At 71.7% G+C, this 26,142-nt stretch carries 23 protein-coding genes; 16 read left to right on the top strand and 7 right to left on the bottom strand.

Annotated features, from left to right (window positions below; translation table 11 throughout):
* Positions 1-104: 104 nt before the first annotated feature.
* The 3 genes from ACWCWD_RS23385 to ACWCWD_RS23375 all read right to left on the bottom strand — a co-directional run bounded on the left by ACWCWD_RS23385 (position 105) and on the right by ACWCWD_RS23375 (position 3,800).
* Positions 105-1,244, bottom strand: coding sequence for an acyltransferase family protein (locus ACWCWD_RS23385; RefSeq protein WP_450775212.1), 1,140 nt, complete (start codon positions 1,242-1,244; stop codon positions 105-107).
* A gap of 223 nt (positions 1,245-1,467) precedes the next feature.
* On the bottom strand, positions 1,468-2,820 hold the full coding sequence (locus tag ACWCWD_RS23380) for an alpha-2,8-polysialyltransferase family protein (RefSeq protein ID WP_450775178.1): 1,353 nt from the start codon (positions 2,818-2,820) through the stop codon (positions 1,468-1,470).
* Positions 2,817-3,800 carry a glycosyltransferase family 2 protein gene (locus ACWCWD_RS23375; protein WP_450775176.1) on the bottom strand — a complete coding sequence of 328 codons (984 nt, stop codon included), beginning with the start codon at positions 3,798-3,800 and terminating at the stop codon, positions 2,817-2,819. The genes ACWCWD_RS23380 and ACWCWD_RS23375 overlap by 4 nt, the downstream gene beginning before the upstream one ends.
* A gap of 206 nt (positions 3,801-4,006) precedes the next feature.
* On the opposite strand from ACWCWD_RS23375, the gene ACWCWD_RS23370 reads away from it, so the two are divergent.
* The 12 genes from ACWCWD_RS23370 (at position 4,007) to ACWCWD_RS23315 (ending at position 18,214) form a co-directional block, all read left to right on the top strand.
* Positions 4,007-5,389, top strand: coding sequence for a DUF6716 putative glycosyltransferase (locus ACWCWD_RS23370; RefSeq protein ID WP_450775174.1), 1,383 nt, complete (start codon positions 4,007-4,009; stop codon positions 5,387-5,389).
* A gap of 20 nt (positions 5,390-5,409) precedes the next feature.
* Entirely contained in the window at positions 5,410-6,696 is a 1,287-nt protein-coding gene (locus ACWCWD_RS23365; protein WP_450775172.1) for a cytidylyltransferase domain-containing protein, read from the top strand.
* 14 nt (positions 6,697-6,710) lie between these two features.
* On the top strand, positions 6,711-7,643 hold the full coding sequence (locus ACWCWD_RS23360; RefSeq protein ID WP_450775170.1) for an N-acetylneuraminate synthase family protein: 933 nt from the start codon (positions 6,711-6,713) through the stop codon (positions 7,641-7,643).
* 11 nt (positions 7,644-7,654) lie between these two features.
* Complete coding sequence (locus tag ACWCWD_RS23355) at positions 7,655-8,695, top strand: hypothetical protein (RefSeq protein ID WP_450775168.1); 1,041 nt, start codon at positions 7,655-7,657, stop codon at positions 8,693-8,695.
* A 289-nt stretch (positions 8,696-8,984) separates the two neighbouring features.
* The gene (locus ACWCWD_RS23350; protein ID WP_450775210.1) at positions 8,985-10,235 is read left to right on the top strand and encodes an amidohydrolase; all 1,251 of its coding nucleotides are present in this window, start codon (positions 8,985-8,987) and stop codon (positions 10,233-10,235) included.
* Positions 10,236-10,606: 371 nt separating this feature from the next.
* Entirely contained in the window at positions 10,607-11,674 is a 1,068-nt protein-coding gene (locus tag ACWCWD_RS23345) for a BMP family lipoprotein (RefSeq protein ID WP_450775166.1), read from the top strand.
* A gap of 268 nt (positions 11,675-11,942) precedes the next feature.
* Positions 11,943-13,568 carry an ABC transporter ATP-binding protein gene (locus ACWCWD_RS23340; protein WP_450775208.1) on the top strand — a complete coding sequence of 542 codons (1,626 nt, stop codon included), beginning with the start codon at positions 11,943-11,945 and terminating at the stop codon, positions 13,566-13,568.
* On the top strand, positions 13,565-14,677 hold the full coding sequence (locus ACWCWD_RS23335; RefSeq protein ID WP_390960433.1) for an ABC transporter permease: 1,113 nt from the start codon (positions 13,565-13,567) through the stop codon (positions 14,675-14,677). Before ACWCWD_RS23340 ends, ACWCWD_RS23335 begins: the two co-directional genes overlap by 4 nt.
* Entirely contained in the window at positions 14,674-15,942 is a 1,269-nt protein-coding gene (locus tag ACWCWD_RS23330; protein ID WP_450775164.1) for an ABC transporter permease, read from the top strand. The genes ACWCWD_RS23335 and ACWCWD_RS23330 overlap by 4 nt, the downstream gene beginning before the upstream one ends.
* Positions 15,939-16,340 carry a cytidine deaminase gene (locus ACWCWD_RS23325; RefSeq protein ID WP_266708370.1) on the top strand — a complete coding sequence of 134 codons (402 nt, stop codon included), beginning with the start codon at positions 15,939-15,941 and terminating at the stop codon, positions 16,338-16,340. Before ACWCWD_RS23330 ends, ACWCWD_RS23325 begins: the two co-directional genes overlap by 4 nt.
* 152 nt (positions 16,341-16,492) lie before the next feature.
* A complete protein-coding gene (locus ACWCWD_RS23320; RefSeq protein WP_450775162.1) occupies positions 16,493-17,770 on the top strand; it encodes a thymidine phosphorylase in 1,278 nt (425 codons plus the stop codon).
* A gap of 129 nt (positions 17,771-17,899) precedes the next feature.
* On the top strand, positions 17,900-18,214 hold the full coding sequence (locus tag ACWCWD_RS23315) for an STAS domain-containing protein (protein ID WP_450775160.1): 315 nt from the start codon (positions 17,900-17,902) through the stop codon (positions 18,212-18,214).
* A 59-nt stretch (positions 18,215-18,273) separates the two neighbouring features.
* Here the strand turns inward: ACWCWD_RS23315 and ACWCWD_RS23310 are convergent, their stop codons facing one another.
* From ACWCWD_RS23310 to ACWCWD_RS23300, 3 genes are all read right to left on the bottom strand, one after another.
* On the bottom strand, positions 18,274-19,350 hold the full coding sequence (locus ACWCWD_RS23310) for a sigma-70 family RNA polymerase sigma factor (RefSeq protein ID WP_450775158.1): 1,077 nt from the start codon (positions 19,348-19,350) through the stop codon (positions 18,274-18,276).
* An 89-nt stretch (positions 19,351-19,439) separates the two neighbouring features.
* Positions 19,440-20,123 carry a L,D-transpeptidase family protein gene (locus ACWCWD_RS23305; protein WP_450775206.1) on the bottom strand — a complete coding sequence of 228 codons (684 nt, stop codon included), beginning with the start codon at positions 20,121-20,123 and terminating at the stop codon, positions 19,440-19,442.
* Between the two features lie 271 nt (positions 20,124-20,394).
* Positions 20,395-21,780 carry an MFS transporter gene (locus ACWCWD_RS23300; protein ID WP_450775156.1) on the bottom strand — a complete coding sequence of 462 codons (1,386 nt, stop codon included), beginning with the start codon at positions 21,778-21,780 and terminating at the stop codon, positions 20,395-20,397.
* A gap of 63 nt (positions 21,781-21,843) precedes the next feature.
* On the opposite strand from ACWCWD_RS23300, the gene ACWCWD_RS23295 reads away from it, so the two are divergent.
* Positions 21,844-22,797, top strand: a complete 954-nt coding sequence (locus ACWCWD_RS23295; protein WP_450775154.1) for a LysR family transcriptional regulator — start codon at positions 21,844-21,846, stop codon at positions 22,795-22,797.
* Positions 22,798-22,958: 161 nt separating this feature from the next.
* Positions 22,959-23,639: a DUF2238 domain-containing protein gene (locus ACWCWD_RS23290; RefSeq protein WP_450775152.1), complete on the top strand. Its 681-nt coding sequence runs from the start codon at positions 22,959-22,961 to the stop codon at positions 23,637-23,639.
* Positions 23,640-23,664: 25 nt separating this feature from the next.
* On the opposite strand, the gene ACWCWD_RS23285 is transcribed toward ACWCWD_RS23290, so the two are convergent.
* Positions 23,665-24,450, bottom strand: a complete 786-nt coding sequence (locus ACWCWD_RS23285) for an alpha/beta hydrolase (RefSeq protein WP_450775150.1) — start codon at positions 24,448-24,450, stop codon at positions 23,665-23,667.
* 103 nt (positions 24,451-24,553) lie between these two features.
* On the opposite strand from ACWCWD_RS23285, the gene ACWCWD_RS23280 reads away from it, so the two are divergent.
* On the top strand, positions 24,554-25,708 hold the full coding sequence (locus ACWCWD_RS23280) for an adenosine deaminase (RefSeq protein ID WP_450775148.1): 1,155 nt from the start codon (positions 24,554-24,556) through the stop codon (positions 25,706-25,708).
* 134 nt (positions 25,709-25,842) lie between these two features.
* Positions 25,843-26,142 (top strand): hypothetical protein, encoded by a 300-nt coding sequence (locus ACWCWD_RS23275; protein ID WP_390960444.1) that lies wholly within the window; start codon positions 25,843-25,845, stop codon positions 26,140-26,142.

The raw sequence follows: 26,142 nt of genomic DNA, 5'->3' as shown, positions 1-26,142 counted from the left end.
CCTGATGCCCGGACTCCGCGACCCGCGCGAGATGTTCGCGAGCTGGACCCGGACATCATCCGGGTGCGCGAACGGCCCGCCGCGCGGGACGACTTCGAAAGGCCCTACAGCTTCGTCAGCAGCACCTTGCGCAGCTTCGGGGTGAACGGCCGCTCGATCAGGCGGTGGATCACCCACGCCAGGACGAGCATGCAGACCGTGGTCAGCGCCATCGTGGCCCAGGACGGAATGTCGAGCTTGCGGTGCAGCACGGTCACCACCACCCAGCCCAGGTGCTCGTGGACCAGGTAGAACGGGTACGTCAACGCGCCCGCCACCGTCAGCCACTTCCAGTTCATCCAGTTCAGCAGGCCCACCGCGATGGCCGCCACGGCGGCGAAGCCGAGTGTCACGATCAGGATGATGACCAGCGCCGACCGGTTGGAGAAGGCGTCGGCGCTGTACGGGCGCCAGAGGTCCGCCACCGCGTAGTGCTGGCCGAGCAGCAGGCTCACGCCCGCGATGCCCCAGCCCAGGGCGTCCCGGCGGTCGCGGTGGACGAGGTAGAGGCCCACGCCGCCGATGAAGAACGGGGCGTACTCCGGCATCAGCACCACGTCGAGGAGCTTGCTGTCGGCCGCGTCCGTCATCACCGCGGCGATCGTCCACACCGCGCTGAAGAGCACCACCCTGCGCCGGGTGGCTCCGGGCAGTACGACGCAGAGCGCGAACAGCGCGTAGAAGCGGATCTCCGCCCAGAGGGTCCAGCACACGCCGAGCACCCGGTCCGCGCCCAGCGGCAGCTGCATCAGCGTCAGGTTGAGCAGGCCGTCGCTGGGGGAGACGGCCTCGTACGTCACCATCGGCAGCGCCATGACGGCCGTCACCAGGATCACGGCGACCCAGTAGGCCGGCATCAGGCGGGACACGCGGGACGCGAAGAACGAGGCGAGCGGCCGTCCCCAGCCGCTCATGCAGATCACGAACCCGCTGATCACGAAGAAGATCTGCACACCGAGGCAGCCGTAGGCGAACCAGTTGTGCGCGGTGGGGAACTGCCAGTGCGGCGAACTGCCCCACGCCCTGGTGATGTCACCGCCGCGCCCGCCGTAGTGGTAGCCCGCGACCATCAGCGCGGCCACCAGGCGCAGCCCGTCCAGGGCGCGCAGCCGGACCTTCGGCGCGGGCCGGGAACCGGCGGGTCCCTCGGGCTCCGCCGCCGGGGACAGCGGACCGGTTTCGGCGGGGAGCGACGGGAAGGGTATCGAGGGGGCGCGGGAGGTGTGATCCGCGTCCGCGGGGGTAATGGTCAAGGCCACTCCAATTCAGCGTGTGCGCCGCGTCAGCGTAGGTGCGGAAATCCCGGACAGGGGCCCGGCCGTGCGGTGTTCACGCGGGCTTCGGGGTGAGTTCACCGACCGGGTGCCGCCGTTTCCCGTCAGGACGCCGGTCCGTAACCGGGGCGGCGTCCTGACCGGCCGGGACGGTTCAGCGGCGGGTGCCCCGCCGCAGCGCGCGCGCCCGCTTCGCCACGCGTCGCACCGTCGTGTTGCGGGGCAGGAAGGCCAGTTGGGACGGCACGCCGCCCGGCAGCGCGAGCGCGGTCAGCCGGCGGCGCTTGAAGTACCGCGAGGTCTCCTGCTTCAGGTGGGCGGAGAGATAGGCCGCCGCCTGGGGACGCAACTCGGCGTAGATCTCCGGCTGCATGGCGAAGCCCACCGCGCGGGTCAGCCCGAAGACCTCGGATCCGGTCCGCTCCCCGCCCCCTTCCCCGTCCCCGGGGGCTGTCGTGGACGGGGCGTCCTCGACGTCGGGCAGCAGCGCGTCCGCCAGGGTCACCGGGATGCGGTTGCTGTTCTGGTACGGCGCGAGGCGTTCCAGCAGCAGTTCGGTGCCGGTACGGGCGGTGGTCAGGCCGTAGAAGGTCTTCGCGGTGAACAGGGCGGTCGAGAAGCAGCCCACCACCAGGGCCGGACGGATCCGCTCGAAGAGCACCTCGGCGAGGACGGGAACGTCCAGGACGGTCAGTTCCGCCCCGAGCCGCTCGGCCTCCTCCTCCAGTGCCCGGCCGTAGCGCGCGGGAGCGGTCGGATGCGGCTTGAAGACCACCGCGCGGTGGCCCCGCCCGACGGCGCCCCGCAACATCCGCACGTGCAGGTCCTCCTCCTCCTCGGGCGTGAGGATGGAGAGCGCCGACAGGTACTGGCCGAGCAGCAGGGCGCAGTCGGAGGGCAGCGCGGGCAGCTCCGCGTCGGCGGTGCCGACCGTGCCGAGGACCTTCAGGAAGTCCGCCGCCGGGACGATCTCCGGCTCGACGCCGAACTCCGTCAGCAGCAGCGGCTCCAGACCGGGCACCAGGTCCAGGTGGAGCAGCCGGCGGACCCGGGTGCCGACCAGCGGATCGATCTTGAAGCGGGTGGGCCCGTAGCTCATCAGGCCGTCCGCGTACACGTCGACGGGGGCGACGGAGAAGATCTGGCAGACGGCGAGGGCCGGGTTGACCTGGATGGACTCCACGGCGAGCTCGACGTCGTCGTCACCGAGCTTCCACAGCAGCCGCAGATGGCGTTCCCACAGGGGGATGTCGTCCGGGCGCGGCGACCAGCCGCCGGGGTGGAAGGGCTCGATCGCCTCGTTCCAGGAGAGCACCTCGTCGAAGCGGTCCCGCAGGCGCTCGAAGCCCGGCATCCGGTCGAGCGGGGTGCTGACCTCGGGGTTGGCCGCGTTGTTGGAGACCAGCAGGATGCGCCGGTCCACCGGGGTGAACCGGTCGGCGTCCAGGGCGGCGGCGAGGGTGGCGACTCCGTACAGGGTGGAGGCGCAGAAGATCTGGGTGGTCATGCGGGTGCGGCCTCCGAGAGGGGGGCGGGCCGGCGGCGGAGCCGGCGCAGCCGGGACGAGCGCTCCAGGTCCATCGAGTCGAGTGCTTCGTCGAGGACGTCCTGGGGCAGTCGGCGCAGGGCCGCCGCGCTCATGGAGCGCAGTCTGCGTGCGACCGCGGGCTCGAACTTGTCGATGGTGTTCAGGTGGTGCGCGATGATCGCGCAGTAGGTGCGGACGGCCTTCGGGAGGAACAGCGCGGCATCCCGGTCCGCCTGGGTCTCCGCCACGACCTGGTCGAACGCGGGGATGAAGTCGAGCTGCCGGACGTCGCCGATCTGGGTGAGTGACGAGGTGACCCCGCGCCGGTAGAAGATGCCGAGCAACCGGCCGGCCACCGCGAAGGACTCGGCCTCCCGGTGCAGCCGCCAGATCCACGGCCGGTCCTCGGCGGTGTGCAGGTTCTCGGGGAAGTGCAGGAGACCCCGCTCGACGAGCCGGCGGTGATAGACGCCCGCCCACGAGTACGGATAGTCCACCGGCGTCGAACGGTTGCCCGGCAGGATCACGTCGCGCGGCGAGAGGACGGTGTCCCGTCTGCCGTACGGAACCCGGTGGACGACGCGTTCGGTGCCCGTGCACCGGACGTGATCGGTGCGCACGAAATCGCAGCCCAGTTCCTCGATGGACGACACGAGCCGCGCGAAATAGCCGGGCGCCACCCAGTCGTCGCCGTCGAGGAAAGTGAGGTATTCGCCGCGCGCGGCGTCGATCCCGGTATTGCGCGCGGCGGACACCCCGCTCTCCTCGCGCCGGATGAGGACGGCACCCGGCAGGTCTTCCGCGGCGCGTTCCAGGATTTCGCGCGTTCCGTCGCTCGAACAGTCGTCGACGAGGATGAATTCGAAGTCGTCACGCGCGTTCGCACGCAGACTCTTCAGGGCTTCGGGGGCATATCGCTGCACATTGAAGAAAGGCAGGATGACGGAGAGCTTGACCACGGCTGCACGCTAGATGCGGACCCGTCCCATTCCCCGTCCAGTGGGAAGACAGCGGGTGAACTCCGTGTGTCGGTACCGCGAACGGCCCCGAATTGACGGTGGGTTCGAGGCTATTCGAATCGCGACCCCAAGCGGCAGCGGGCTGTTAACCCTTTGTTGCCGTCGTGTTGGGCCGCTCAACGAAATGGCTTCCTACCTTCTAGGACGTGCCCCCACGTACCAATGACCAGGCCGAACCCGCAGCAGCCGCCGCGCACCCCGCGGCGCTCCGGGTGGCCGTCCTCGCCGACTCCGACACCCGGTGGAAATGGGGCGCGCTCACCGCGCGCCGCCTGACCGCCGCGGGCGACACCTCCGTCACGGAGCGCCCGGTCGAGATCAGCGGGCTGCTGCTGCGCGGCCGGGCCACCCCCACCGCACGCCAGCTCGCCGAGGTCGGCGACGTCGGCGTCGACGCCGGGCGGGTCCGCGAGGTCACCGCCGTCGAGTTCCTGCACACCGTGCGCGAGGAGGGGTACGACGTCGTCGTGCTCGCCCTCGTCGGCGGCGGCGTCCAGGCGATGCTGCACGGCCTCGCCGCCCTCGGCCTGCCCCGCAGGCCCGTGGTCGTCACCGGCTACGTCGGGGTCGTGTACGAGAAGCTCGCCGACGGGCTCCTGCTCCGCCACGGCGCCGACGTCGTGCTCGCCAACTCGGCCCACGACGCCGAGCGCTTCCGCGCCGTGTACGAAGGGGTGGGCGCCGACGCCGGCGCCGTCACCGAGGCGGCCCTGCCGTTCCTCGGCGGCGCCCCGCACGCCCCCGAACCCGGGCGCGACACCGTGGTGTTCGCCGCGCAGCCCTCCGTACCGGCGTCCCGCGCCGACCGTACGTACCTGCTGCGGCGGCTCGTCGAGCACGCCCGCAAGCACCCCGACCGCGAGGTGCTGCTCAAACTCCGCTCCAAGCCGGGCGAGCACACCACGCACATCGAGGAGCTGCCCTACCAGCGGCTCGCCGAGCGGCTGCCCGGCGGACTGCCCCCCAACTTCCGGCTGGTGTACGGGCACATGGGCGAGGTCCTCGACCGCACCGACCTGCTCGTCACCGTCTCCTCCACCGCCGCGCTGGAATCGCTGCACCGGTCCATTCCGACCGCGATCCTCAGCGACCTCGGCGTCCGCGAGACGCTCGGCAACCACCACTTCGTCGGCTCCGGGCTCATCACCTCCTGGGACATGCTCGACGAGGGCCTGCACCCCGTCCCGGACCCCGAGTGGCTCGCGGGCCAGGGCGTCGCCGCCGACGGCACGTACGCCACCGCGTACGACGGCGCCCGCGACAAGGTCGGCGCGCTGCTCGCCGCCGGTGAACTGCCGCCGCTCGCCCCCTACTACACCCCCGCCACCGCGCCGGGATACCTCCCCGGCATCCTCGCCCGCCACCACCTCGGCCCCGACGGCCGGCCGCTGCCCGGTGCGGCGGCCCCCGTCGCCACCGGCCGCATCAGGGGCGCGGTGCGCGAGACCGTCCGCAACGCGGCGCGCGGCGCCTACCGGCAGGGCGTCCAGCGCGTCGCCCCCGTGATCCGGCGGATGGGCGAACTGTGACCACCACTTCAGGAGCATCCATGACGACACCCACCGTCCTCGCGGTGATCCCCGCCCGGGGCGGATCCAAGGGCGTCCCCGCCAAGAACCTCGCCCAGGTCGGCGGCGTCCCCCTGGTGTCCCGCGCGGTCCGCGCCTGCCTCGGCTCCACCGAGGTCACGGACGTGGTCGTCTCCACCGACGACCCCGCCATCGCCGAGGCCGCCCGGATCGCCGGCGAGACCGCCGGTGCGTCCGGCCGGGTGCACGTGGTGCAGCGCCCCGCGGACATCTCCGGGGACACCGCGACGAGCGAGGCCGCCGTGCTGCACGCGCTCGACGCCTTCGAGGCGCTCGGCGGCCGCGCCGCCGACGTGGTGCTGCTCGTCCAATGCACCAGCCCGTTCGTCTCCCGCGAGGACGTCGACGGAGTGGCCCGCGCGGTCGCCCGGGAAGGCGCCGACACGGCCGTCACCGTCGCCCCGTTCCACGGCTTCGTCTGGCGCGACGGGGAAGCGGTCGAGGAGAGCAGCTACGGCGTCAACCACGACAAGGCCGTCCGCCCCCGCCGCCAGGACCGTCCGCAGGACCTCCTGGAGACCGGCGCCGCGTACGCCATGGACGTGGCCGGATTCCGTACCCACCGCCACCGCTTCTTCGGCCACACCGCGCTGGTCCGCACGGACCCGGCGCGGGTGCTGGAGATCGACGACCCGCACGACCTGGCCCGCGCCCGCGCGCTCGCCCCGCTGCTGGACCCGTCGCCGCTGCCGACCCTCGCGGACGTGGACGCCGTCGTGCTCGACTTCGACGGCACCCAGACCGACGACCGGGTCATGGTCGACCAGGACGGCCACGAGACGGTCGCCGTCCACCGCGGCGACGGCCTCGGCATCGCGGCCCTGCGCCGCGCCGGGCTGGACGTCCTCATCCTGTCGACCGAGCAGAACCCGGTCGTCGCTGCCCGCGCCCGCAAGCTCCAGGTCCCCGTACTGCACGGCATCGACCGCAAGGACCTCGCGCTCAAGCAGTGGTGCGACGAGCGGGGCGTCAGCCCCGACCGGGTCCTCTACGCCGGCAACGACGTCAACGACCTCGCCTGCTTCGCCCTGGCGGGCTGGCCCGTCGCGGTCGCGAGCGCCCACGACTCGGTACGGACCGCGGCACGCGCCGTCACCCGGACCCCCGGCGGCCAGGGGGCGGTGCGCGAGATCGCGGGCTGGCTCCTCGGCCCCGAACTGGCCCTCACCCGGGCCGGTGCACGCACTGCCACCACCCCCACAGGCACCACCCCCACCGTCAACACCCCCACGATCACCACCAAGTAAGGAACACCCTCACCATGAGCGACTCCCGTCTGCGCAGCTTCGGTACCCGCACCGCCGGCCCCGGCCGGCCCGTGTACATCACCGGCGAGATCGGTATCAACCACAACGGCGAGCTGGACAACGCCCTGGCCCTGATCGACGTGGCCGCCGACGCCGGCTGCGACGCCGTCAAGTTCCAGAAGCGCACCCCGGAGATCTGCACCCCGCGCGACCAGTGGGACATCGAGCGCGACACCCCCTGGGGCCGGATGACGTACATCGACTACCGCCACCGCGTCGAGTTCGGCGAGGCCGAGTACCACGCCATCGCCGAGCACTGCGCCAAGCGCGGCATCGACTGGTTCGCCTCCCCGTGGGACACCGAGGCCGTCGCCTTCCTGGAGAAGTTCGACGTCCCCGCCCACAAGGTCGCCTCCGCCTCCCTCACCGACGACGAGCTGCTCCGCGCCCTGCGCGCCACCGGCCGCACCGTCATCCTCTCCACCGGCATGTCGACCCCGAAGCAGATCCGCCACGCGGTCGAGGTCCTCGGCAGCGACAACATCCTCATGTGCCACGCCACGTCGACGTACCCGTCGGTCGCCGAGGAGCTCAACCTCCGCGTCATCAACACCCTGCAGGCCGAGTACCCGAACGTCCCGATCGGCTACAGCGGCCACGAGACCGGCCTCCAGACCACGCTGGCCGCCGTCGCGCTGGGCGCCACCTTCGTCGAGCGCCACATCACCCTGGACCGCGCCATGTGGGGCTCCGACCAGGCCGCGTCCGTCGAGCCGCAGGGCCTGGCCCGCCTCGTCCGCGACATCCGCACCATCGAGGCGTCCCTCGGTGACGGCGTCAAGAAGGTCTACGAGTCGGAGCTCGGCCCGATGAAGAAGCTCCGCCGCGTCGCGGGCGTCGTCGCCGAGGCCGAGAACGCGACGGCCGCCGAGCCGGCCGCGGTCTGAGACGACCTCCGGTGAATCTCGCCTTCGTCGAGAGCCCGGTCCAGCTCCTGAACGTCCTGGAGTGGACCCACGCCATGGGGGAGGAGGCGCCGGCCGTCACCACGGTCGTCGTCCTCCCCCCGGTCGACCCGATGTCGCGCGGCCAGCTGCGCAGGATGGCCGACCTGGCCCGCGACGAGGGCATCACCGTGCGCTGGCAGGAGGCGCGCGGCGAACAGGGCACCCCGCTCAAGACGCTGCGCGCCCTCGTCGGGCTGGTGCGCAGGGCCGACCACGTCGTCATCGGTGACCCGTTCTCCCGTTACGTACAGCTCCTGCTGAGCATCGTGCGGACGGAGCGGCTCACGGTGGTCGACGACGGCACCGCCACGATGGAGTTCGTGGCGCAGCTCGCCCGCGGCGAGCGGCTGGTGCGCTGGCACCGCAAGGGGAGCAAGGGACCGCGCGAGCTGCTGCTCGCGCCGGTCACCGCCTCCGCGCGCCGCCGGTTCGTCCCCTCGGACCGGCACCGCGTCGAGGTGTTCACCGCGATGCCGGTCGAGGCCCCCGACGGGGTCGAGGTCACCGCCAACACCTTCTCCTGGACCCGCGCCCGCTTCGGCCCGCCGCGACTGACCAAGGGGGCCGACATCGTGGGCACCTCCCTGGTGGAGACCGGTGTGGTCGACGCGGTGCCGTACCAGGAGGCGGTGGCGGCCCTCGCCCGTACGCACGGCGCCACCCGTTACTTCGCCCACCGCCGCGAGGCGACGGCCAAGCTCCACGCCCTGGAAGCCGCCACCGGCCTGGAGATCGTCCGCCCGGACCTGCCGCTGGAGCTCATCGCCCGGCGCGGCCCCATCGGCCGTACCGTGCTGAGCTTCCCGTCCACCGTGGTGCACACGCTGCCCCTGGCGCTGGCGGGAACCGGGGTCAGGGTCGCGGTCTGCGACATCGACCCCCGGTGGCTGCGGGACACGGCGTCCCCGCGTGCGCAGGGCTTCCTCTCGGGCGTCACCGAGACCGCCCGGGACGTGCACCGGCTGGCCTTCGCCCCGCCGGCGGGCACCTGACCCCGGCCCACCGACGCTCCCCGGCGCGGGAGATCCGGCCCCACGGCGTACGAGGCTCACCGCTCGTACGCCGTTCGTCGTACGGGCTCCCGGGCCCGGGCCCGTACGTACGCCGTACGGGCCCGCGGGCCCACCCGTACGGCGCAAACAGGAAAAACGGCGGAGTCTACCCACCGGGCGTGCGTCCCACACGTTTCCGCACCGTTTCATATTCATCCGAGGTGCTGAAGTTTTGTTGATCCACGTCCGATCGGGGGTCCGTAGGCATACCCTTCGATGGGTGAACCAGTTGAAGTCCCGCGCGTCCTTCGTCCACCCCGACGGTGAACCGGCCGGTGGCTCACCGGTCCGGGCAGCCTCTCTGCCCGGCACGCTCTCCGAAGAGCTCCGGGCCGAGCTGATCGCCTTCCGCCGCGATCTCCACATGCACCCCGAGCTCGGCAACCAGGAGTTCCGCACCACCGCCGCCATCAAGGCCCGGCTGGAGCAGGCCGGGCTCGCCCCCCGCGTGCTCACCACCGGCACCGGCCTGATGTGCGACGTCGGGCGGTGGGACGGCGAGACGCCGATGCTGGCCCTGCGCGCGGACATCGACGCGCTGCCCATCCCAGACGTCAAGACGGGCGTCCCCTACCGCTCGACCGTCCCCGACCGCGCGCACGCCTGCGGCCACGACGTGCACACCACCACCGTCCTCGGCGCCGGTCTGGTCCTCGCCGAACTCGACCGCCGGGGCGAACTCCCGCACGCGGTACGGCTGATCTTCCAGCCCGCCGAGGAGGTGCTGCCCGGCGGCGCCCCCGACGCCATCGAGTCCGGGGTCCTGGAGGGCGTCGGCCGGATCATCGGCGTGCACTGCGACCCCAAGGTGGACGTCGGCAAGATCGGGCTGCGGATCGGGGCCATCACCTCCGCCTGCGACCGGCTGGAAGTCACCCTGGACGGCGCGGGCGGACACACCGCGCGCCCGCACCTCACCACCGACCTGGTCACCGCCGCCGCCCGCGTCGCCGTCGACGTGCCCGCGCTGCTCGCCCGCCGGGTCGACGCCCGCTCCGGTCTCGCCGTCACCTGGGGCCGGCTGCACACCGGGCACGCCTGCAACGTGATCCCGCAGCACGCGGAGCTCTCCGGGACGGTCCGCTGCCTCGACCTCAAGGCATGGCGGGACGCCCCCGACCTGGTGCACGCGGCCGTCGACGAGATCGCGACGACGCACGGCGCCAAGACCGTCATCAACTACGTCCGGGGCGTGCCGCCCGTCGTCAACGACGCCGCCTCCATCGGGCTGCTCGACGCCGCGATGACCGAGCGCCGCGGACCGTACGCGATCGAGGACACCGAGCAGAGCCTCGGCGGCGAGGACTTCTCCTGGTACCTGGAGCACGTGCCGGGCGCCATGGCCCGCCTCGGCGTCCGGGCGCACGGCGACACCCGCGGCCTCGACCTGCACCGCGGCGACTTCGACGTGGACGAGGAGGCGATCACCGTCGGGGTCGAGCTGTTCACCGCCGCCGCCCTGCTCAACGGCGCGAGGTAGGGACCCGGGGCACCGGCCCCGGGTCCGACCGGCGGAGGGCGTGAGGTCCGCGTCGCCTCGCGTCCCCTTTCCGGGCGTTCCCGGCATGTTTCCCCCCGATGTCTCCCCGATGTCCACCGATGTCCCGATAGGGGGCCATCGGTGCTCGTCGGGGTCCGTCGGGAGCCCGCAGGTGCCCGCAGGAGTCCGCCGGGAGGGACATCCGTCCGAAATGTGTCGGAGTGTCAGGTGGTGCGATGTGACCAAAACTCTTCACGACGATCCGATAACGACCGGTGAACGTGTCTTTAACTGACATCTACGCGCGTTACGATCGCGGCGAACCCAGCGCCGGAGTGGCGCTTTCGGTCAGGTTTTTAAGGAGCCTCCCAGTGCGCCGGATCACCAGGATCGCCACCGTGGGCATTGCGTCCGCGGCTTTCGCGCTGTCCGTCACGGCTTGTGGCGGTAAGACGTCTTCCGAGGGCAGCAGCAGCAACAGCAGCAGCGGCTCGTCCTCCAGCGGCAAGACCGCCCTCGCCTACGACATCGGTGGCCGCGGCGACCAGTCGTTCAACGACGCCGCCTACGCGGGCCTGGAGAAGGCCACGAAGGAGCTCGGCTTCAAGGGCGTCGAGGCCGAGCCCTCCGAGGGCGAGAGCGACGCGGACAAGATCCAGCGCCTGACCGAGCTCGCGCGCGGCGGCAACAACCCGGTCATCGGTGTCGGCTTCGTCTACGCCAACGCCATCGCCGAGGTCGCCGCGAAGTTCCCGAACACCACGTTCGGGATCATCGACGACAGCTCGAAGCCCACCAAGAACACCGCGAACCTGGTCTTCAGCGAGGAGCAGGGCTCCTACCTCGCCGGCGTCGCCGCCGCCAAGGTCACCAAGACGAACACGGTCGGCTTCATCGGTGGTGTCGAGACCCCGCTGATCAAGAAGTTCGAGGCCGGTTACGTCCAGGGCGTCAAGGACACCAAGGCGGGCGTCAACGTCAAGGTCCAGTACCTGACCCAGCCGCCGGACTTCACGGGCTTCTCCAAGCCGGACCTCGGCAAGGCCGCCGCGCAGGGCCAGCTCGACGCCGGCGCCGACGTGATCTACTCCGCCGCCGGCCTCGCCGGTTCCGGCGCGATCGAGGTCACCTCGAAGGCCAAGAAGTGGTCCATCGGCGTCGACTCCGACCAGTACAACCAGGCGGGCCTCGCCGACTACAAGGACTACATCCTGACGTCGGTCACCAAGGACGTCGCCGACTCGGTCTTCAACCTGATCAAGTCGGTCAAGGACGGCAAGCCGGAGACCGGCGAGATCCGCGCCGGCCTGGACACGGACGGCGTGGGCCTGGCGGCCTCCAACCCGGCCTTCACCGCGATGACGGACGTCGCCACCGCGATCGACAAGGCGAAGGCCGACATCATCGCCGGCAAGATCACGGTCAAGACCACCCCGTAACGCTCCCACCCGTGACGGGGCGGCGGCCTCCGCCGCCCCGTCACGGGTGTGCCCGTACGTACGCGGGCGTGCCCGTCACGGGTGCGCCCGTCAGTGCCCGGGCGCGGAACCCTATGATTCCGGGACCGGGGAGAACGGTGCACGCCAACCTCCCCGGCCCCGGATCGCGTTCCGCCGTCCGGGATCTTTCTATTCGGCAACGCTACGCGTGTAGAGCACCCTCGGGCGCGGTAGCTTCGCCCCCGGCCCCTGCTCGTACGGCCCCGTCATCCCCGGCAGCCGTGCTCCGCTCCTTCCCCGCCAAGGAGAGTGCGTCATCAACGCGTCCAGCCCTCCTGCCGTAGAAATCCGCGGCATCACCAAGCGTTTCCCCGGCGTCGTCGCCAACCACGACATCGACATCACCGTCGCCAAGGGCACCGTGCACGCGCTCATCGGCGAGAACGGCGCCGGCAAGTCGACCCTGATGAAGATCCTCTACGGCATGCAGAAGCCGGACGAGGGCACCATCGCGATCGACGGCGAGACCGTCACCTTCAGCAGCCCCGCCGACGCCATCGCGCGCGGGGTCGGCATGGTGCACCAGCACTTCATGCTCGCCGACAACCTCTCCGTCCTGGAGAACGTCGTCCTCGGTGCCGAGAAGCTGCACGGCATCGGCGGCGCGGCCCGGAAGAAGATCCTGGAGATCTCCGACGCCTACGGTCTCAGCGTCCGCCCCGACGTCCTCGTCGAGGACCTCGGCGTCGCCGACCGCCAGCGGGTGGAGATCCTCAAGGTCCTCTACCGCGGCGCCCGCACCCTCATCCTCGACGAGCCCACCGCGGTGCTCGTCCCGCAGGAGGTCGACGCGCTCTTCGCCAACCTCCGCGAGCTCAAGGCCGAGGGCCTGACCGTCATCTTCATCTCGCACAAGCTCGGTGAAGTGCTCTCCGTCGCCGACGAGATCACCGTCATCCGCCGGGGCACCACCGTCGGCACCGCCGACCCGCGCACCGCGACGACCAAGCAGCTCGCCGAGCTGATGGTCGGCAGCGAACTGCCCTCGCCGGAGACCCGCGAGTCGACCGTCACCGACGTGCCCATGCTCACCGTCGACGCGCTGCGGCTCACCGCCACCGACTCCGACGGCGTGATCCGCGAGGTCCTCGACGGCATCGGCTTCACCATCCACAAGGGCGAGGTCCTGGGCATCGCCGGGGTCGAGGGCAACGGCCAGAGCGAGCTGATCGACGCGCTCACCGGCCTGCGCGACCCGGACGCCGGGACCATCACCCTGGACGGCGCCGACATCTCGCACGTCTCGACCCGCAAGCGCCGCGAGGGCGGCCTCGGCGTCATCCCCGAGGACCGGCACCGCCACGGGCTGCTGCTGGAGTCCCCGCTCTGGGAGAACCGCATCCTCGGCCACGTCACCGAGAAGCCCAACAGCCGGGGCGTGTTCCTCGACCTGAAGGCCGCCCGCACCGACACCGAGCGGATCGTGCGCGAGTACGACGTACGCACCCCCGGGATCGACGTCACCGCGGCCTCCCTCTCCGGCGGCAACCAGCAGAAGCTGATCGTCGGCCGCGAGATGAGCCACCGGCCGAAGCTCCTCATCGCCGCCCACCCCACCCGCGGTGTGGACGTCGGCGCGCAGGCGCAGATCTGGGACCAGATCCGCGAAGCGCGCCGCGAGGGCCTCGCGGTGCTGCTCATCTCGGCCGACCTGGACGAGCTGATCGGCCTGTCCGACACGCTGCGCGTCATGTACCGGGGCCGGCTGGTCGCGGACGCCGACCCCGCGAGCATCACGCCGGAGGAGCTGGGCACCGCCATGACCGGCGCGGCCTCCGGCCACATCGCGCACGACGACACCATCGCGCACGACGAGAACGGTGAGAGCCGATGAAGAAGTTCGACAGGGACCGGCTGCTCCTGGGCGTCGCCGGTCCGGCGCTCGCCCTGGTGGTGGCGTTCCTGCTCACCGCGCTGGTGCTGCTGCTCTCCGGCAACAGCCCCTTCGAGCCGTTCCGGCTGATGTTCGACAACGCCCAGTACGTCGACGTACAGGTGCTGATCGTCAACCAGACCGGCACCTACTACCTCGCCGCGCTCGCCGTCGCCGTCGGGTTCCGGATGAACCTCTTCAACATCGGCGTCGACGGCCAGTACCGGCTCGCCGCGATGATCGCGGCCGTGGTCGGCGCCTCGGTGACCCTGCCGGGACCGCTGCACATCCTGCTGATCCTCGTCACCGCGATGGCGGTCGGCGCGTTCTGGTCCGGCATCGCCGGCCTCCTCAAGACCCTCCGGGGCGTGAGCGAGGTCGTCTCCACGATCATGCTGAACGCCATCGCGACCAGCCTGATCGCCTGGCTGATCCTGACGGACAACTTCGGTGTCCAGGCGGCCGGCTCGAACGACCTCAACACCGGCGAGATCGCCTCCTCCGGCTGGTTCCCCGGCCTGGACGCGGGCGACGGCGGCACGATCTACGGCTTCACCTTCGTCGCCTTCGCGCTCGGCGTCGTCTACTGGTTCGTCCTCGGCCGCACCCGCTTCGGCTTCGACCTGCGCGCCACCGGCGCCAGCGAGAGCGCCGCCCGGGCCAGCGGTGTCGACGCCAAGCGGATGGTGCTGACGGCCATGCTGATCTCCGGCGCGGTCGCCGGTCTGGTCGGCATGCCGATCCTGCTCGGCCAGAGCCACACGTACAACCTCAGCTTCCCCGCCGGGGTCGGCTTCATGGGCATCACCGTCGCCCTGCTCGGCCGCAACAACCCGGTGGGCATGTTCTTCGCCGCCCTGCTGATGTCCTTCCTGGAGAAGACCTCCGCCTCCCTGGACCAGTACGGGTACCCGCAGGAGATCGCCATGATCATGCAGGGGCTGATCGTGATCTCCGTCGTCGTCTCCTACGAACTTGTCCGCCAGTACGGGCTCCGCCGACAGCAGCAGAAGGTCGGCGAGGAACTCGCCGCCCAGGCCCGCGAGAACCGTGAGGGAGCAGCGGCATGAGCACCGTCCCGACGACGTCCACCGCCACCACCGCGCCCGGCAAGAACGGCGGCCGGCGCAGGCTGAGCCTGCCGGTCGTCCTCCTGATCGCCGCGGCCGGTCTGGCGCTCTTCTCCCTGACCCGCGTCATCAGCGGCGCGAACGACCTGACCTCCGTCGGTCAGGTGTCCGGCGCGCTCCAGCTCGCCGTGCCGATCGGCCTCGCCGGACTCGGCGGCCTGTGGGCCGAACGCGCCGGTGTCGTCAACATCGGCCTCGAAGGCATGATGATCCTCGGCACCTGGTTCGGTGCCTGGGCCGGCTACCAGTGGGGCCCGTGGACCGGTGTCCTGATGGGCATCGTGGGCGGCGCCCTCGGCGGCCTGCTGCACGCCGTGATGACCGTGACGTTCAAGGTCAACCACATCGTCTCCGGTGTGGCGATCAACATCCTCGCGGTGGGCGTCACCCGCTACCTGTCGAACTACACCTTCGCCGAGGCGGAGGGCGGCTCCTCGAAGCAGTCCCCGCGCATCGGCGAGATCACCGACATCACGATCCCGGGGCTCTCGGACTGGATGGCCGACCTCCAGGCCAAGCACTGGTTCTTCGTCTCGGACCTCGCCGGGGTCATCGGCGGTGTGGTCACCAACCTGTCGCTGCTGACCGTGGTGGCGCTGCTGCTGGTCCCGGCCACCTGGTGGGTGCTCTGGCGCACCGCCTTCGGCCTGCGGCTGCGCTCCTGCGGAGAGAACCCGGTGGCCGCCGAGTCGCTCGGCGTCAACGTGTACACGTACAAGTACATCGCCGTCGCCGTCTCCGGCGGACTCGCGGGTCTGGCGGGCGCGTTCCTCGCGATCGTCTCCACCGGCATCTACCAGGAGGGCCAGACCGGCGGGCGCGGCTACATCGGCCTCGCCGCGATGATCTTCGGCAACTGGATGCCCGGCGGCATGGCGCTCGGCGCCGGACTCTTCGGCTTCACCGACAGCCTCAAGCTGCGCGGCGGCGCCGAGAACGTCCACGCGGTGCTGCTCTTCCTGGCGATCCTGCTGGTGGCCGCGGTGATCTGGCAGCTGGTGCGGCGCAAGTACATCGGCGCGGCGGTCTCGGCGGTCTTCTCCGCCGGGCTCTTCGTCTGGTACGCGCTCACCGACGAGGTGCCCAGCCAGTTCGTGGACGCCGCCCCGTACGTGGCGACGCTGCTGGTCCTCGCGCTCTCCGCGCAGCGGCTGCGGATGCCCAAGGCGGACGGCATGCCGTACTTCAAGGGCCAGGGCAAGTGACGACCCCGGCGGCCGCGGCCGACTGGGAAGGGCTGCGGAAGGTGGCCCGGGAGGCGATGTCCCGGGCGTACGCCCCGTACTCCGGCTACCCGGTCGGTGCCGCCGCCCTGGTCGACGACGGCCGCACCGTCGCCGGCTGCAACGTCGAGAACGCCTCGTACGGCATCGGCCTCTGCGCCGAGTGCGGGCTGGTCTCCGAGCTCGTCGCCACCGGCGGCGGCAGGCTGACCCACTTCACCTGCGTGGACGGCTCGGGCGAGATCCTGGTGCCGTGCGGCCGGTGCCGCCAGCTGCTGTACGAGTTCGGGGGCCCGGACCTCGTCCTGGAGACCCCGGACGGGCTGCGCACCCTCGACGAGATGCTGCCCCAGGCCTTCGGTCCGCAGAACCTGGCCTGAGGTCTCACCGCCTCAACTCCGGTGGCCCTCCCGTACGTCGGGAGGGCCATCTCCGTGTCTCACCTCTATGCGCGTAGAGTCGGGCGGGTCCGTCCTCTTGCCCCGCGCGACCCGCGCCCTCATGATCGAGCTCCCCTGCCGGAAGGAATCCCATGGACGCCATCTCCGTCATCCGCACCAAGCGGGACCGCGGCGAACTGACCCCCGAACAGATCGACTGGGTCATCGACGCGTACACCCGCGGCGAGGTCGCGGACGAGCAGATGTCCGCCCTGGCCATGGCGATCCTGCTGAACGGCATGAACCGTACGGAGATCGCCCGCTGGACCGCCGCGATGATCGCCTCCGGCGAGCGGATGGACTTCGCCGCGCTCTCCCGCCCCACCAGCGACAAGCACTCCACCGGCGGCGTCGGCGACAAGATCACCCTGCCGCTCGCCCCGCTGGTCGCCGCCTGCGGCGCGGCCGTCCCGCAGCTCAGCGGCCGGGGCCTCGGCCACACCGGTGGCACCCTCGACAAGCTGGAGTCCATCCCCGGCTGGCGCGCCCACCTCTCCAACGAGGAGATGCTGAGCGTCCTCGACACCACCGGCGCCGTGATCTGCGCGGCGGGCGACGGCCTCGCCCCCGCCGACAAGAAGCTCTACGCGCTCCGCGACGTCACCGGCACCGTCGAGTCGATCCCGCTGATCGCCAGCTCGATCATGTCGAAGAAGATCGCCGAGGGCACCGGGGCGCTCGTCCTCGACGTGAAGGTCGGCAGCGGCGCCTTCATGAAGACCATCGAGGACGCCCGCGAGCTGGCCTCCACCATGGTCGCCCTCGGCACCGACAGCGGCGTCCGCACGGTCGCCCTGCTCACCGACATGTCCACCCCCCTCGGCCTCACCGCGGGCAACGCCCTGGAGGTCCGCGAGTCCGTCGAGGTGCTGGCCGGCGGCGGTCCCAAGGACGTCGTCGCCCTCACCCTGGCGCTCGCCCGCGAGATGCTCGACGCGGCGGGCCTCAAGGACGCCGACCCCGAGAAGGCGCTCGCCGACGGCTCCGCGATGGACGTCTGGCGACGCATGATCTCCGCCCAGGGCGGCGACCCGGACGCGGCCCTCCCGGTCGCCCGCGAGCGGCACATCGTCACCGCCCCCGCCTCCGGCGTGCTGACCCGGCTCGACGCGTACGACATCGGCATCGCCGCATGGCGCCTCGGCGCCGGCCGCGCCCGCAAGGAGGACGCGGTGCAGGCGGGAGCCGGCGTCGAGCTGCACGCCAAGCCCGGCGACACCGTCACCGCGGGCCAGCCGCTGCTGACCCTGCACACGGACACCCCGGAGAAGTTCTCCTACGCCCTCGACGCGCTGCCGGGCGCCTACGACATCGCCCCGGCCGGTACGGACTTCACCGCGTCCCCCGTGGTGCGCGAGCGCATCGCGTAACGCGGGCCGGTTCACGGTACGGCGGCCCGCCGGCACGGATCTCCCCGTGCCGGCGGGCCGCCGTTCTCGTCGTGCGCGGGGGAGTCGGTCCGCCGCGCACCGATGAGTTGTGGCGGCGGGAACGGTCTCATGGGTGTGGAAGCCACACCCCCGATCACCCTCGTCGTCACGGGCCGGATCGCCCGCGCCGACGTACCCGCGCTCTGCGCCGCACTCGACCGGCTGCTGGCCGCCCCCGGGCGGGCGGCCGCCCCGGTGGAGTGCGACCTGACGGGCGTGGTCCGCCCCGGCCTCACCGTCGTGGAGGCGCTCGCCCGGCTCTCCCTCACCGTCCGCCGGGCGGGCCGGGGCCCGCTGCGGCTGCGCGGCGTGCCGCCCGAACTGCGCACCCTGCTGGACCTGGTGGGGCTGGCCGACCTGGCGGGCATCACCGACGCGCCCTGAGGCGCGCGGTCACTCCCCGGCCGGCCCGCGTTCCGGTCGCGGCCCGCTCTCGCGTCGGCTCACTTCCCGTCGGCGGCCTTTCCGTCGGCAGTGGTCCCGTCGGCGGCCTTCCCGTCGGCCGCCTTTCCGTCGGCGTCCAGGGTGTCCGGCAGCCCGAACAGCGGGAACCAGCGCGGGGTGTCCAGGAAGCAGTGCATCCCCGTGATCGCGCCGTCCTGGATGTCGATGATCTGCACCGCCCACGGCACGAACCCGGGCCCGTCCGGGTTCGGCTTGTAGTGGGCGAAGGCCGGAGTGCCGTTGGCGGCGGTCGCCACCAGCCGGGAGCCCGCGCAGCCCGCGCCGATGGAGAGCATGAAGCCGGTGATGTCGTCGTGCCCCCGGAGCCAGAGGTCGAACGGCGGCATGGTCATCACGGCGTCCTCGTGGAGGAGCGCGGTGAGCGCCTTCATGTCGTACCCCTCGAAGGCGGCGACGTACCGCTCCAGCAGTTTGCGCTGCTCCTCGTCGAGCGGGTCGGCGGTGTCCGGTCCGCGCTCCCCGGCCTCGGCCAGCGTGGCGCGGGCCCGCTGGAGGGCGCTGTTCACCGAGGCGACGGAGGTGTCGAGGAGCTCCGCGACCTCGGCCGCCTTCCACGCGAGCACCTCGCGCAGGATCAGCACCACCCGCTGCTTCGGGGGCAGGTGCTGGAGCGCCGCGACGAAGGCGAGCCGGACGGACTCGCGTGCCACGGCCGCCTCCGCCGGGTCGGCGGGGGACGGGAGGACGCGGCCGTCCGGCATCGGCTCCAGCCAGGTGTTCTCCGGCAGCGGGTTGAGAGCGGCCTGCGCGAGCGGGGTCGGGTCGGACAGGTCGACGGGCCGGGCCCGCTTGTTGCCCGCCGTCAGCATGTCCAGACAGACGTTGGTCGCGATCCGGTACAGCCACGAGCGCAGCGACGAACGCCCCTCGAACTTCTCGAAGTTGCGCCAGGCGCGGACCATGGTGTCCTGGACCGCGTCCTCGGCCTCGAACGCCGAGCCGAGCATCCGGTAGCAGTACCCGGTCAGTTCGACCCGGTGTCCCTCCAGCCGGCTCTCGACGCTCCCGGCCTCCGCGTCCCCGGTCGCGCTCTCCGCCACGTTGAGATCACTCATCGCCCTACCCCTGTCGCGCTGTGACACCGCCCCCGCCGTCAGGAAGCTACCGCAGCGCACGGACAGGCGGGCGGGAAGCGCACAAACGCTCAGGTCCCGGGCTTGCGCCCGTACACGTAGACGTCGTCGCCGTTCCTCAGCAGCTTCCAGTATGCCTTCGCGTCGGTGGGCCGCATGTTGACGCAACCACCCGATCCGGGCGGGTTCCACATGGACTTGGTCACCGAGTGGAACGCCTGGCCGCCGTCGAAGAACTGCGAGTACGGCATCCACACGTGGTAGATCGTCGACCAGTGCTGTTGATGCCGCCAGTAGATCTTCTTGGCGCCGGTGCGCGTCTCCGCGCCGTCGCGACCGGTCCGCACCGGCACCGGTCCGTAGACGAGCTTGGCCCCGTCCTGGATCCAGCTCAGCTGCCGGGTGAGGTCCACGCAGGCGATGCGCCCCTTGTTGGTGGGGCACTTCTTCGCCTTGTTCGGGTTCTTCCCCGCCGCCTTCTGGGCCAGCATGGTGCTCATCGTGCGCCAGGTGATGGGTCCGGCGTAGCCGATGGTGGGCGTGATCCCGTGCGTCCTCTGGAACTTCTGGATCGCCTTGCAGTCGGTGGCGGACTGCTTGCCGTCGACCGGCCGCCCGAGGAACTTCTCGACCTGCTTCTGGTAAGGCCCCTTCGACGTGGTGCACGAGGCGGCCTCGGCGGCCGTCCCCGTCGTGAGCACCAGCGCGGGGGCGGCCACCAGTCCGGCGACCGAGAGCGCCCCCACGCGCCGCAGCCGACTTCTTCCCCGCACGGCCACCGACGCCACCACCGGTACGGCGGCGGTACTCGTGGTGGGTGTGGTTCCTGATGTCTCCGTGCTCTCCATGTACGCCAACTCCCCTTCGCGCGCAACATGTTGGTCACTTGCTGGACGTTCGAAGGGGAGTCGGGGTTGTTCGCGGGACGGTCTCTTTACGGGAACGGCCTCTGGGAGAGGTGCTCTTGACGGGAACGGCCCCGGGGAGCCGGTCTCTTGACGAGAACGGCCCCGGGGGCAAGCCGGTTCAGCGCGCGACTGCCATCCCCGCGTGCTGCGGGTGGGCCTTCCGCTCGGCCCGCGCGCACTTCGATCCGTACAGCGTCACGGAGACGACACCGAGTACCGCGAGCAGTCCGAGCCCGACCGTGCCGGTCCAGCCGCCCGCGTGGAAGGCGACCGCGCCGAGCGTGCCGCCCGCGCTGGAGCCGAGGTAGTACGAGGACTGGTAGAGCGCCGACGCCTGGGCGCGGCCCGTGGTGGCCGTACGGCTCACCGAGGAGGAGGCGACCGCGTGGCCGGCGAAGAACCCGGCGGTGATCAGGACCAGGCCCAGCAGCACGGCGGCCAGCTGGTCGGCGAGCGAGAGCAGCAGCCCGGCGGCGGTGGTGGAGACCGCGAGGTAGAGCGCGCCCCGGCGGCCGAACCGGCCGACCAGACGGCCCGCCGCGGCGGAGGAGACCGTACCGACCAGGTAGACGAGGAAGATCGAACCGACCACGCCCTGCGGGAGGTTGAACGGAGCCGCCACCAGCCGGTAGCCGACGACCGTGTAGACGGCGCCGAACACCGTCATGAAGAGCCCGCCGATGAGGAAGAGCCGGCGCAGCAGCGGATCGGCCAGGTGCCCGCCGGCGGTCCGTACCAGCGCCTTCGGGTTGAGCGAGCCGGGGACGAAGTGCCGCGCCCGGGGCATCAGCAGGTGGAACGCGACCGCGCAGCCCACCGCCAGCAGACCGACCGCGCCGAGCGCGGCCCGCCAGCCCCAGAGCTGGGCGATCCAGCCGGTCAGGATGCGGCCGCTCATGCCGCCGATGCTGTTGCCCGCCACGAACAGCCCGATCGCGGCGACCAGCGCCTTGGGTCGGACCTCCTCCGCGAGGAAGGCCATCGCGGAGGCGGGCAGCCCGGCCAGTGCCGCACCCTGCACCGCGCGCAGGGCGATCAGCCAGCCGAGCGAGGGGGCGAACGGCACCAGCATGCCGATGGTGACGGCGATGGTCAGCGAGGCGGTCATCATCTGACGGCGGCCGAAGCGCTCGGAGAGCGCGCTCAGCGGCAGCACCGCGAGCGCCAGCGCCCCCGTCGCGGCGGAGACCGTCCAGCTCGCCTGCCCGGCCGTGGCCCCGAACGACGCGGAGACCGAAGGCAGCAGGGCCTGGGTGGAGTAGAGGAGGGCGAACGTCGCGACACCGGCGGCGAAGAGCCCGAAGCTCATACGGCGGTAGCCGGGGCGGCCGGGGTCGAGTCGCGTGTCGCCCGCCGTGGCGGTCGCGGCGGACGCCGAGGCGGACATCGCGGGCGAGGGCGACGCGGCGGCCGGGGTGGTGGCGGCCGGGGCGGTGGCGTGCGGAGCGGGCTGTGCGGAGGCACCCACCATGACGGTGGATGCCCCGGTATCGGCAGGAGGCATAGCAGCGACGGTAGGCCGGTGCGTTTGATGCGTCCAATGCATGAAACCGCGATAATCGTTCCCATGGTGCATGACCGCAGCTCACAGCCCCGACTGTCACCGAGCAGTTACGAAGAAGACATCCGCGCGGTCCTCGCGCCCCGGCTCGCGTACTTCGAGGCGGTCGCCCGCCACGAGCACGTCACCCGGGCCGCCCACGAGCTCGGGGTGCCCCAGTCCACGCTGTCGCGGGCCATGGTCCGCCTCGAAGAGGACCTCGGCGTGGCCCTGTTCGCGCGCCGGGGCAGGACCGTCTCCCTCACCCCCGCCGGGCGCACCTTCCTCGGCTCGGCGGAACGCGCCCTCGCCGAGGTGGAGAAGGCCGCCGACTCCGTACGGGCCGACGCCGACCCGGCCTCCGGCAAGGTCGCGTTCGGGTTCCTGCACACCATGGGCTCGGAGACCGTACCCGCCCTCATCCGCGCCTTCCGCGTCGACCACCCGGGGGTCCGCTTCCAGCTGGTGCAGAACTACGGCGAGGCGATGATCGAGCGGCTGCGCGCGGGGAAGCTGGACCTCTGCCTCACCTCACCGGTCCCGGACGCGCCCGATCTGGTGGCCCGCCGGCTGGACGAGCAGCGGCTGCGGCTGGTCGTCCCCGACGACCACCGGCTGGCGGGCCGCCGCCGGGTCCGGCTCGCGGAGGCCGCCGACGAGACCTTCGTGACCCTGGAACCGGGGTACGGCCTGCGGCGGATCACCGACGACCTCTGCGCGGAGGCCGGGTTCGTGCCCAGGGTCGCGTTCGAGGGCGAGGAGGCGGAGACCCTGCGCGGGCTGGTCGCCGCCGGGCTCGGCGTCGCCCTGCTGCCACCGCCCGCCGTCGCCCGCCCGGGGGTCGTCGAGCTGACGGTCACCGCGCCGCGCGCGGTCCGCGAGATCGGCGTCGCCTGGCTGGACGGCCACCCGGACACCCCGCCGGTCGCCGCCTTCAAGCAGTTCCTGATCTCCCGGCGCGGACACCTGCTGCCGGACTGAACCCCGGCGCGCCGGAAGCGACTTGGGGTGCCGCGTCGTGCGGTGACACCCTCCGCCCGCTCAACCAGGTAGAAAAGCAGAGCCGTTGAGTAGCCGCACTCAGGTGCGGGCCTCGCGTGGCGCCCAGGATGGCGGTACCGCCCAGACACGAGGAGCCCTTGATGTCCGCCACCCATCCGTCCGAGGACCTTTCGCCGGAGATCCTTTCGCCCGCCGGCCGCACCGGCCGCCTGCTGCCCGCCGTTCTCGCGCCCGCCGTCGCCGTGGCGCTCGCGGTGTCCGCCTGGGGCGCCAAGGAATCCGGCACCTGGGTGCTGGAAACGGTGTGGGTGATGCTGGGGCTGCCGGTCCTGTTCCTGCTGCGCCGGCGGTTCCCGCTGAGCGGACTGCTCTGCGGACTGCTGGCCGTCCACGCCCTCGTCCTCATGGTGGGCGGGCACTACACGTACGCCGAGGTCCCCGCCGGTGACTGGGTACGCGACTGGTTCGGCCTGGAACGCAACCCGTACGACCGCCTCGGCCACCTCATGCAGGGATTCGTGCCCGCGATCCTGGTCCGGGAACTCCTCGTCCGCACCTCGCCCCTGCGCGGCAGCCGCTGGCTCCCGGCGCTGACCGTGTGCGCCTGCCTCGCCTTCAGCGCCGTCTTCGAGATGCTCGAATGGCTGGCCGCCGTGGTCGGAGGGCAGGCCGCCGACTCGTTCCTCGCCACCCAGGGCGACGTGTGGGACACCCAGTGGGACATGTTCTGCGCGCTGATCGGCGCCGTCTGCTCCCTGCTCCTCCTCAGCCGCCTGCACGACCGCAGCCTCGCCCGCCTCGCGGTGCACCAGAAGCTCTGACGGCCGCGGCATCCCGCAACCCGCCTCAGTGCCGCAGCGATTGCCCGAAACCGGCGGCCAGCGGCATCCGCAGCCCCAGCGGCGGCGGCGCGGCCAGCGCGTCCTCGACCGGACGGGCGTAGGAGCGGTCGAAGAGCGAGCCCTGGACGAAGTCGGCGGCCAGCGCCACCACTTCGGCCCGGTGCTGGCGGAGCGCGTGCCCGTCCGAGTGGACCTCGAAGCGGCAGATGTCCCGGTTGGCCTTCTTGGCCCGGGAGGCCAGCCGGAAGGAGAGCTCGGGGTCGGTGCGGGTGTCGTTGGTGCCGTGCACGATCAGCACCCGGCGCCCGGCGAGCTGCTTCACCGGCTCGGCCGCCGTCTCCGGCCCGGTGTGCGCCGGGGGCCCGGCCTGCCCCGGCAGCCAGGGGGCCATCGCCAGTACGGCGGAGACCGCCGGGTGCCCGGCCGCCCGCAGGGCCGCCCGGCCGCCCATGCCGTGGCCGACGAGGCAGACCGGCACGTCGCCGTAGCGGCGTACCACCTCGTCCGCCGCCCACCCGGCGTCCGCCGCCGGGTCGGCGTCCTGGGCGTTCCAGCCGCGGTGGCGGTAGTGCAGGACGTGCACCGTCAGCCCGTCGTCCCGGCCGGCCCGCGCCAGCGCCCGCGCGAACGGAAGCTGGCCGGCGTAGGTGAACGGGGACGGTTTACGACGGGATTCGGCGGCTCCGTCCGGGAGCAGCAGGACGACACCACCGACCTCCGAGGACGGTCCCGCGGCCCGGACGGAGCGTCCGAGCCGTGCGGTGGGCAGGGGAAGCGCGCGCATGGCCATAACGGAACATTGTCAGAAGCGCGGGTGTACACCACCTGTCCTCACCATCACTGTTACGTATCTTCACTCGGTCATCTACGCGCGTAGGCGTTAGAGTGCGCAGATGACGAGCCAGCTCCGTGACGTCCCCGACGCCGACCAGATCCGCCGCGCCCCGAAGGTGCTGCTGCACGACCATCTCGACGGCGGCCTGCGCCCCGGCACCATCGTCGAACTCGCCCTGGCCCAGGGGTACGAGGACCTGCCGGAGGCCGACCCCGACAAGCTGGGCACCTGGTTCCGCGAGGCGGCCGACTCCGGTTCGCTGGAGCGCTACCTGGAGACCTTCGCCCACACCTGCGCCGTCATGCAGACCCGCGACGCGCTCTTCCGGGTCGCCTCCGAGTGCGCCCAGGACCTCGCCGAGGACGGCGTCGTCTACGCCGAGGTGCGGTACGCCCCCGAGCAGCACCTGACCGGCGGGCTCACCCTCGAAGAGGTCGTGGCGGCGGTCAACGACGGCTTCCGCGAAGGGGAGCGGCTGGCCCGCGAGGACGGCCGGCGCATCCGGGTCGGCGCCCTGCTCACCGCGATGCGGCACGCCGCCCGCTCGCTGGAGATCGCCGAACTCGCCAACCGCCACCGGGACTCCGGGGTCGTGGGCTTCGACATCGCGGGCGCCGAGGCCGGTTTCCCTCCCACCCGCCACCTGGACGCCTTCGAGTACCTCAAGCGGGAGAACAACCACTTCACCATCCACGCGGGCGAGGCGTTCGGCCTCCCGTCGATCTGGCAGGCCCTCCAGTGGTGCGGCGCCGACCGGCTCGGCCACGGGGTCCGGATCATCGACGACATCGAGGTCGCCGAGGACGGCACGGTCAAGCTCGGCCGCCTGGCCAGTTACGTCCGGGACAAGCGCATCCCGCTGGAGCTCTGCCCCACCTCGAACCTCCAGACCGGCGCCGCCCCCTCCTACGCGGAGCACCCGATCGGGCTGCTGCGCACCCTGCACTTCCGCGCCACGGTGAATACCGACAACCGCCTGATGAGCGGGACCAGCATGAGCCAGGAATTCGAGCGGCTGACCGAGACTTTCGGATACACGCTCGACGACATGCAGTGGTTCACCGTCAATGCGATGAAATCAGCATTCATTCCTTTCGATGAACGTCTCGCGATGATCAACGACGTGATCAAGCCGGGATACGCCGAACTGAAGTCCGCATGGCTGTTCAATCAGACCGCCGCGACCAGCGTCTCCTCGGTCGAACAGAGCTGAACGAGCGCGTTCCGAAAAGGGCCGGGGAACACATTTCCCGGCCCTTTTCCGTGTGTCGCGCCGTTTGCGGAGCGGGGAGCGGGGTGGCTAGTTTGCAGAGCCGCTCGCATCCCCATTCCCCAAGGATGAATGTCATGAAGCTCTCCTCCGCCCGCATCATCGGTGCCGCCGCTCTCGGCGCCGCCTTCGCCGCTGCCGCCGCCGGCAGCGCGTCGGCCGCCACGGCCCTCCCGCTCGACGCGGGCAGCTCCCTGCCCATCTCCACCGACGCGCTGGCGAACCTCGGTCACACCGCCCAGACCCTCCCGGTCAAGGAGACCACCGGCAGCCTCCTCGGCGGCAAGGCCACCGACGCCGCCAAGCCCGTCACCCAGCTGCTCGGCGGGCTGCCGACCAAGGGCCTGACCGCGAACGGTCTCCCGATCGGCGGCTGA

The sequence above is a fragment of the Streptomyces sp. NPDC001493 genome (assembly GCF_053597235.1).
Note: the sequence above shows the minus strand (reverse complement) of the source record. Positions and strands in the feature narration are given on the sequence as shown.

Excerpts from the sequence above, each read along its gene's own strand:
- ACWCWD_RS23380 (WP_450775178.1), bottom strand. The coding sequence starts at position 2,820 with ATGACCACCCAGATCTTCTGCGCCTCCACCCTGTACGGAGTCGCCACC.
- ACWCWD_RS23365 (WP_450775172.1), top strand. The coding sequence starts at position 5,410 with ATGACGACACCCACCGTCCTCGCGGTGATCCCCGCCCGGGGCGGATCC.
- ACWCWD_RS23360 (WP_450775170.1), top strand. The coding sequence starts at position 6,711 with ATGAGCGACTCCCGTCTGCGCAGCTTCGGTACCCGCACCGCCGGCCCC.
- ACWCWD_RS23335 (WP_390960433.1), top strand. The coding sequence starts at position 13,565 with ATGAAGAAGTTCGACAGGGACCGGCTGCTCCTGGGCGTCGCCGGTCCG.
- ACWCWD_RS23330 (WP_450775164.1), top strand. The coding sequence starts at position 14,674 with ATGAGCACCGTCCCGACGACGTCCACCGCCACCACCGCGCCCGGCAAG.
- ACWCWD_RS23320 (WP_450775162.1), top strand. The coding sequence starts at position 16,493 with ATGGACGCCATCTCCGTCATCCGCACCAAGCGGGACCGCGGCGAACTG.
- ACWCWD_RS23315 (WP_450775160.1), top strand. The coding sequence starts at position 17,900 with ATGGGTGTGGAAGCCACACCCCCGATCACCCTCGTCGTCACGGGCCGG.
- ACWCWD_RS23310 (WP_450775158.1), bottom strand. The coding sequence starts at position 19,350 with ATGAGTGATCTCAACGTGGCGGAGAGCGCGACCGGGGACGCGGAGGCC.
- ACWCWD_RS23300 (WP_450775156.1), bottom strand. The coding sequence starts at position 21,780 with ATGCCTCCTGCCGATACCGGGGCATCCACCGTCATGGTGGGTGCCTCC.
- ACWCWD_RS23295 (WP_450775154.1), top strand. The coding sequence starts at position 21,844 with ATGGTGCATGACCGCAGCTCACAGCCCCGACTGTCACCGAGCAGTTAC.
- ACWCWD_RS23290 (WP_450775152.1), top strand. The coding sequence starts at position 22,959 with ATGTCCGCCACCCATCCGTCCGAGGACCTTTCGCCGGAGATCCTTTCG.
- ACWCWD_RS23285 (WP_450775150.1), bottom strand. The coding sequence starts at position 24,450 with ATGGCCATGCGCGCGCTTCCCCTGCCCACCGCACGGCTCGGACGCTCC.
- ACWCWD_RS23280 (WP_450775148.1), top strand. The coding sequence starts at position 24,554 with ATGACGAGCCAGCTCCGTGACGTCCCCGACGCCGACCAGATCCGCCGC.
- ACWCWD_RS23275 (WP_390960444.1), top strand. The coding sequence starts at position 25,843 with ATGAAGCTCTCCTCCGCCCGCATCATCGGTGCCGCCGCTCTCGGCGCC.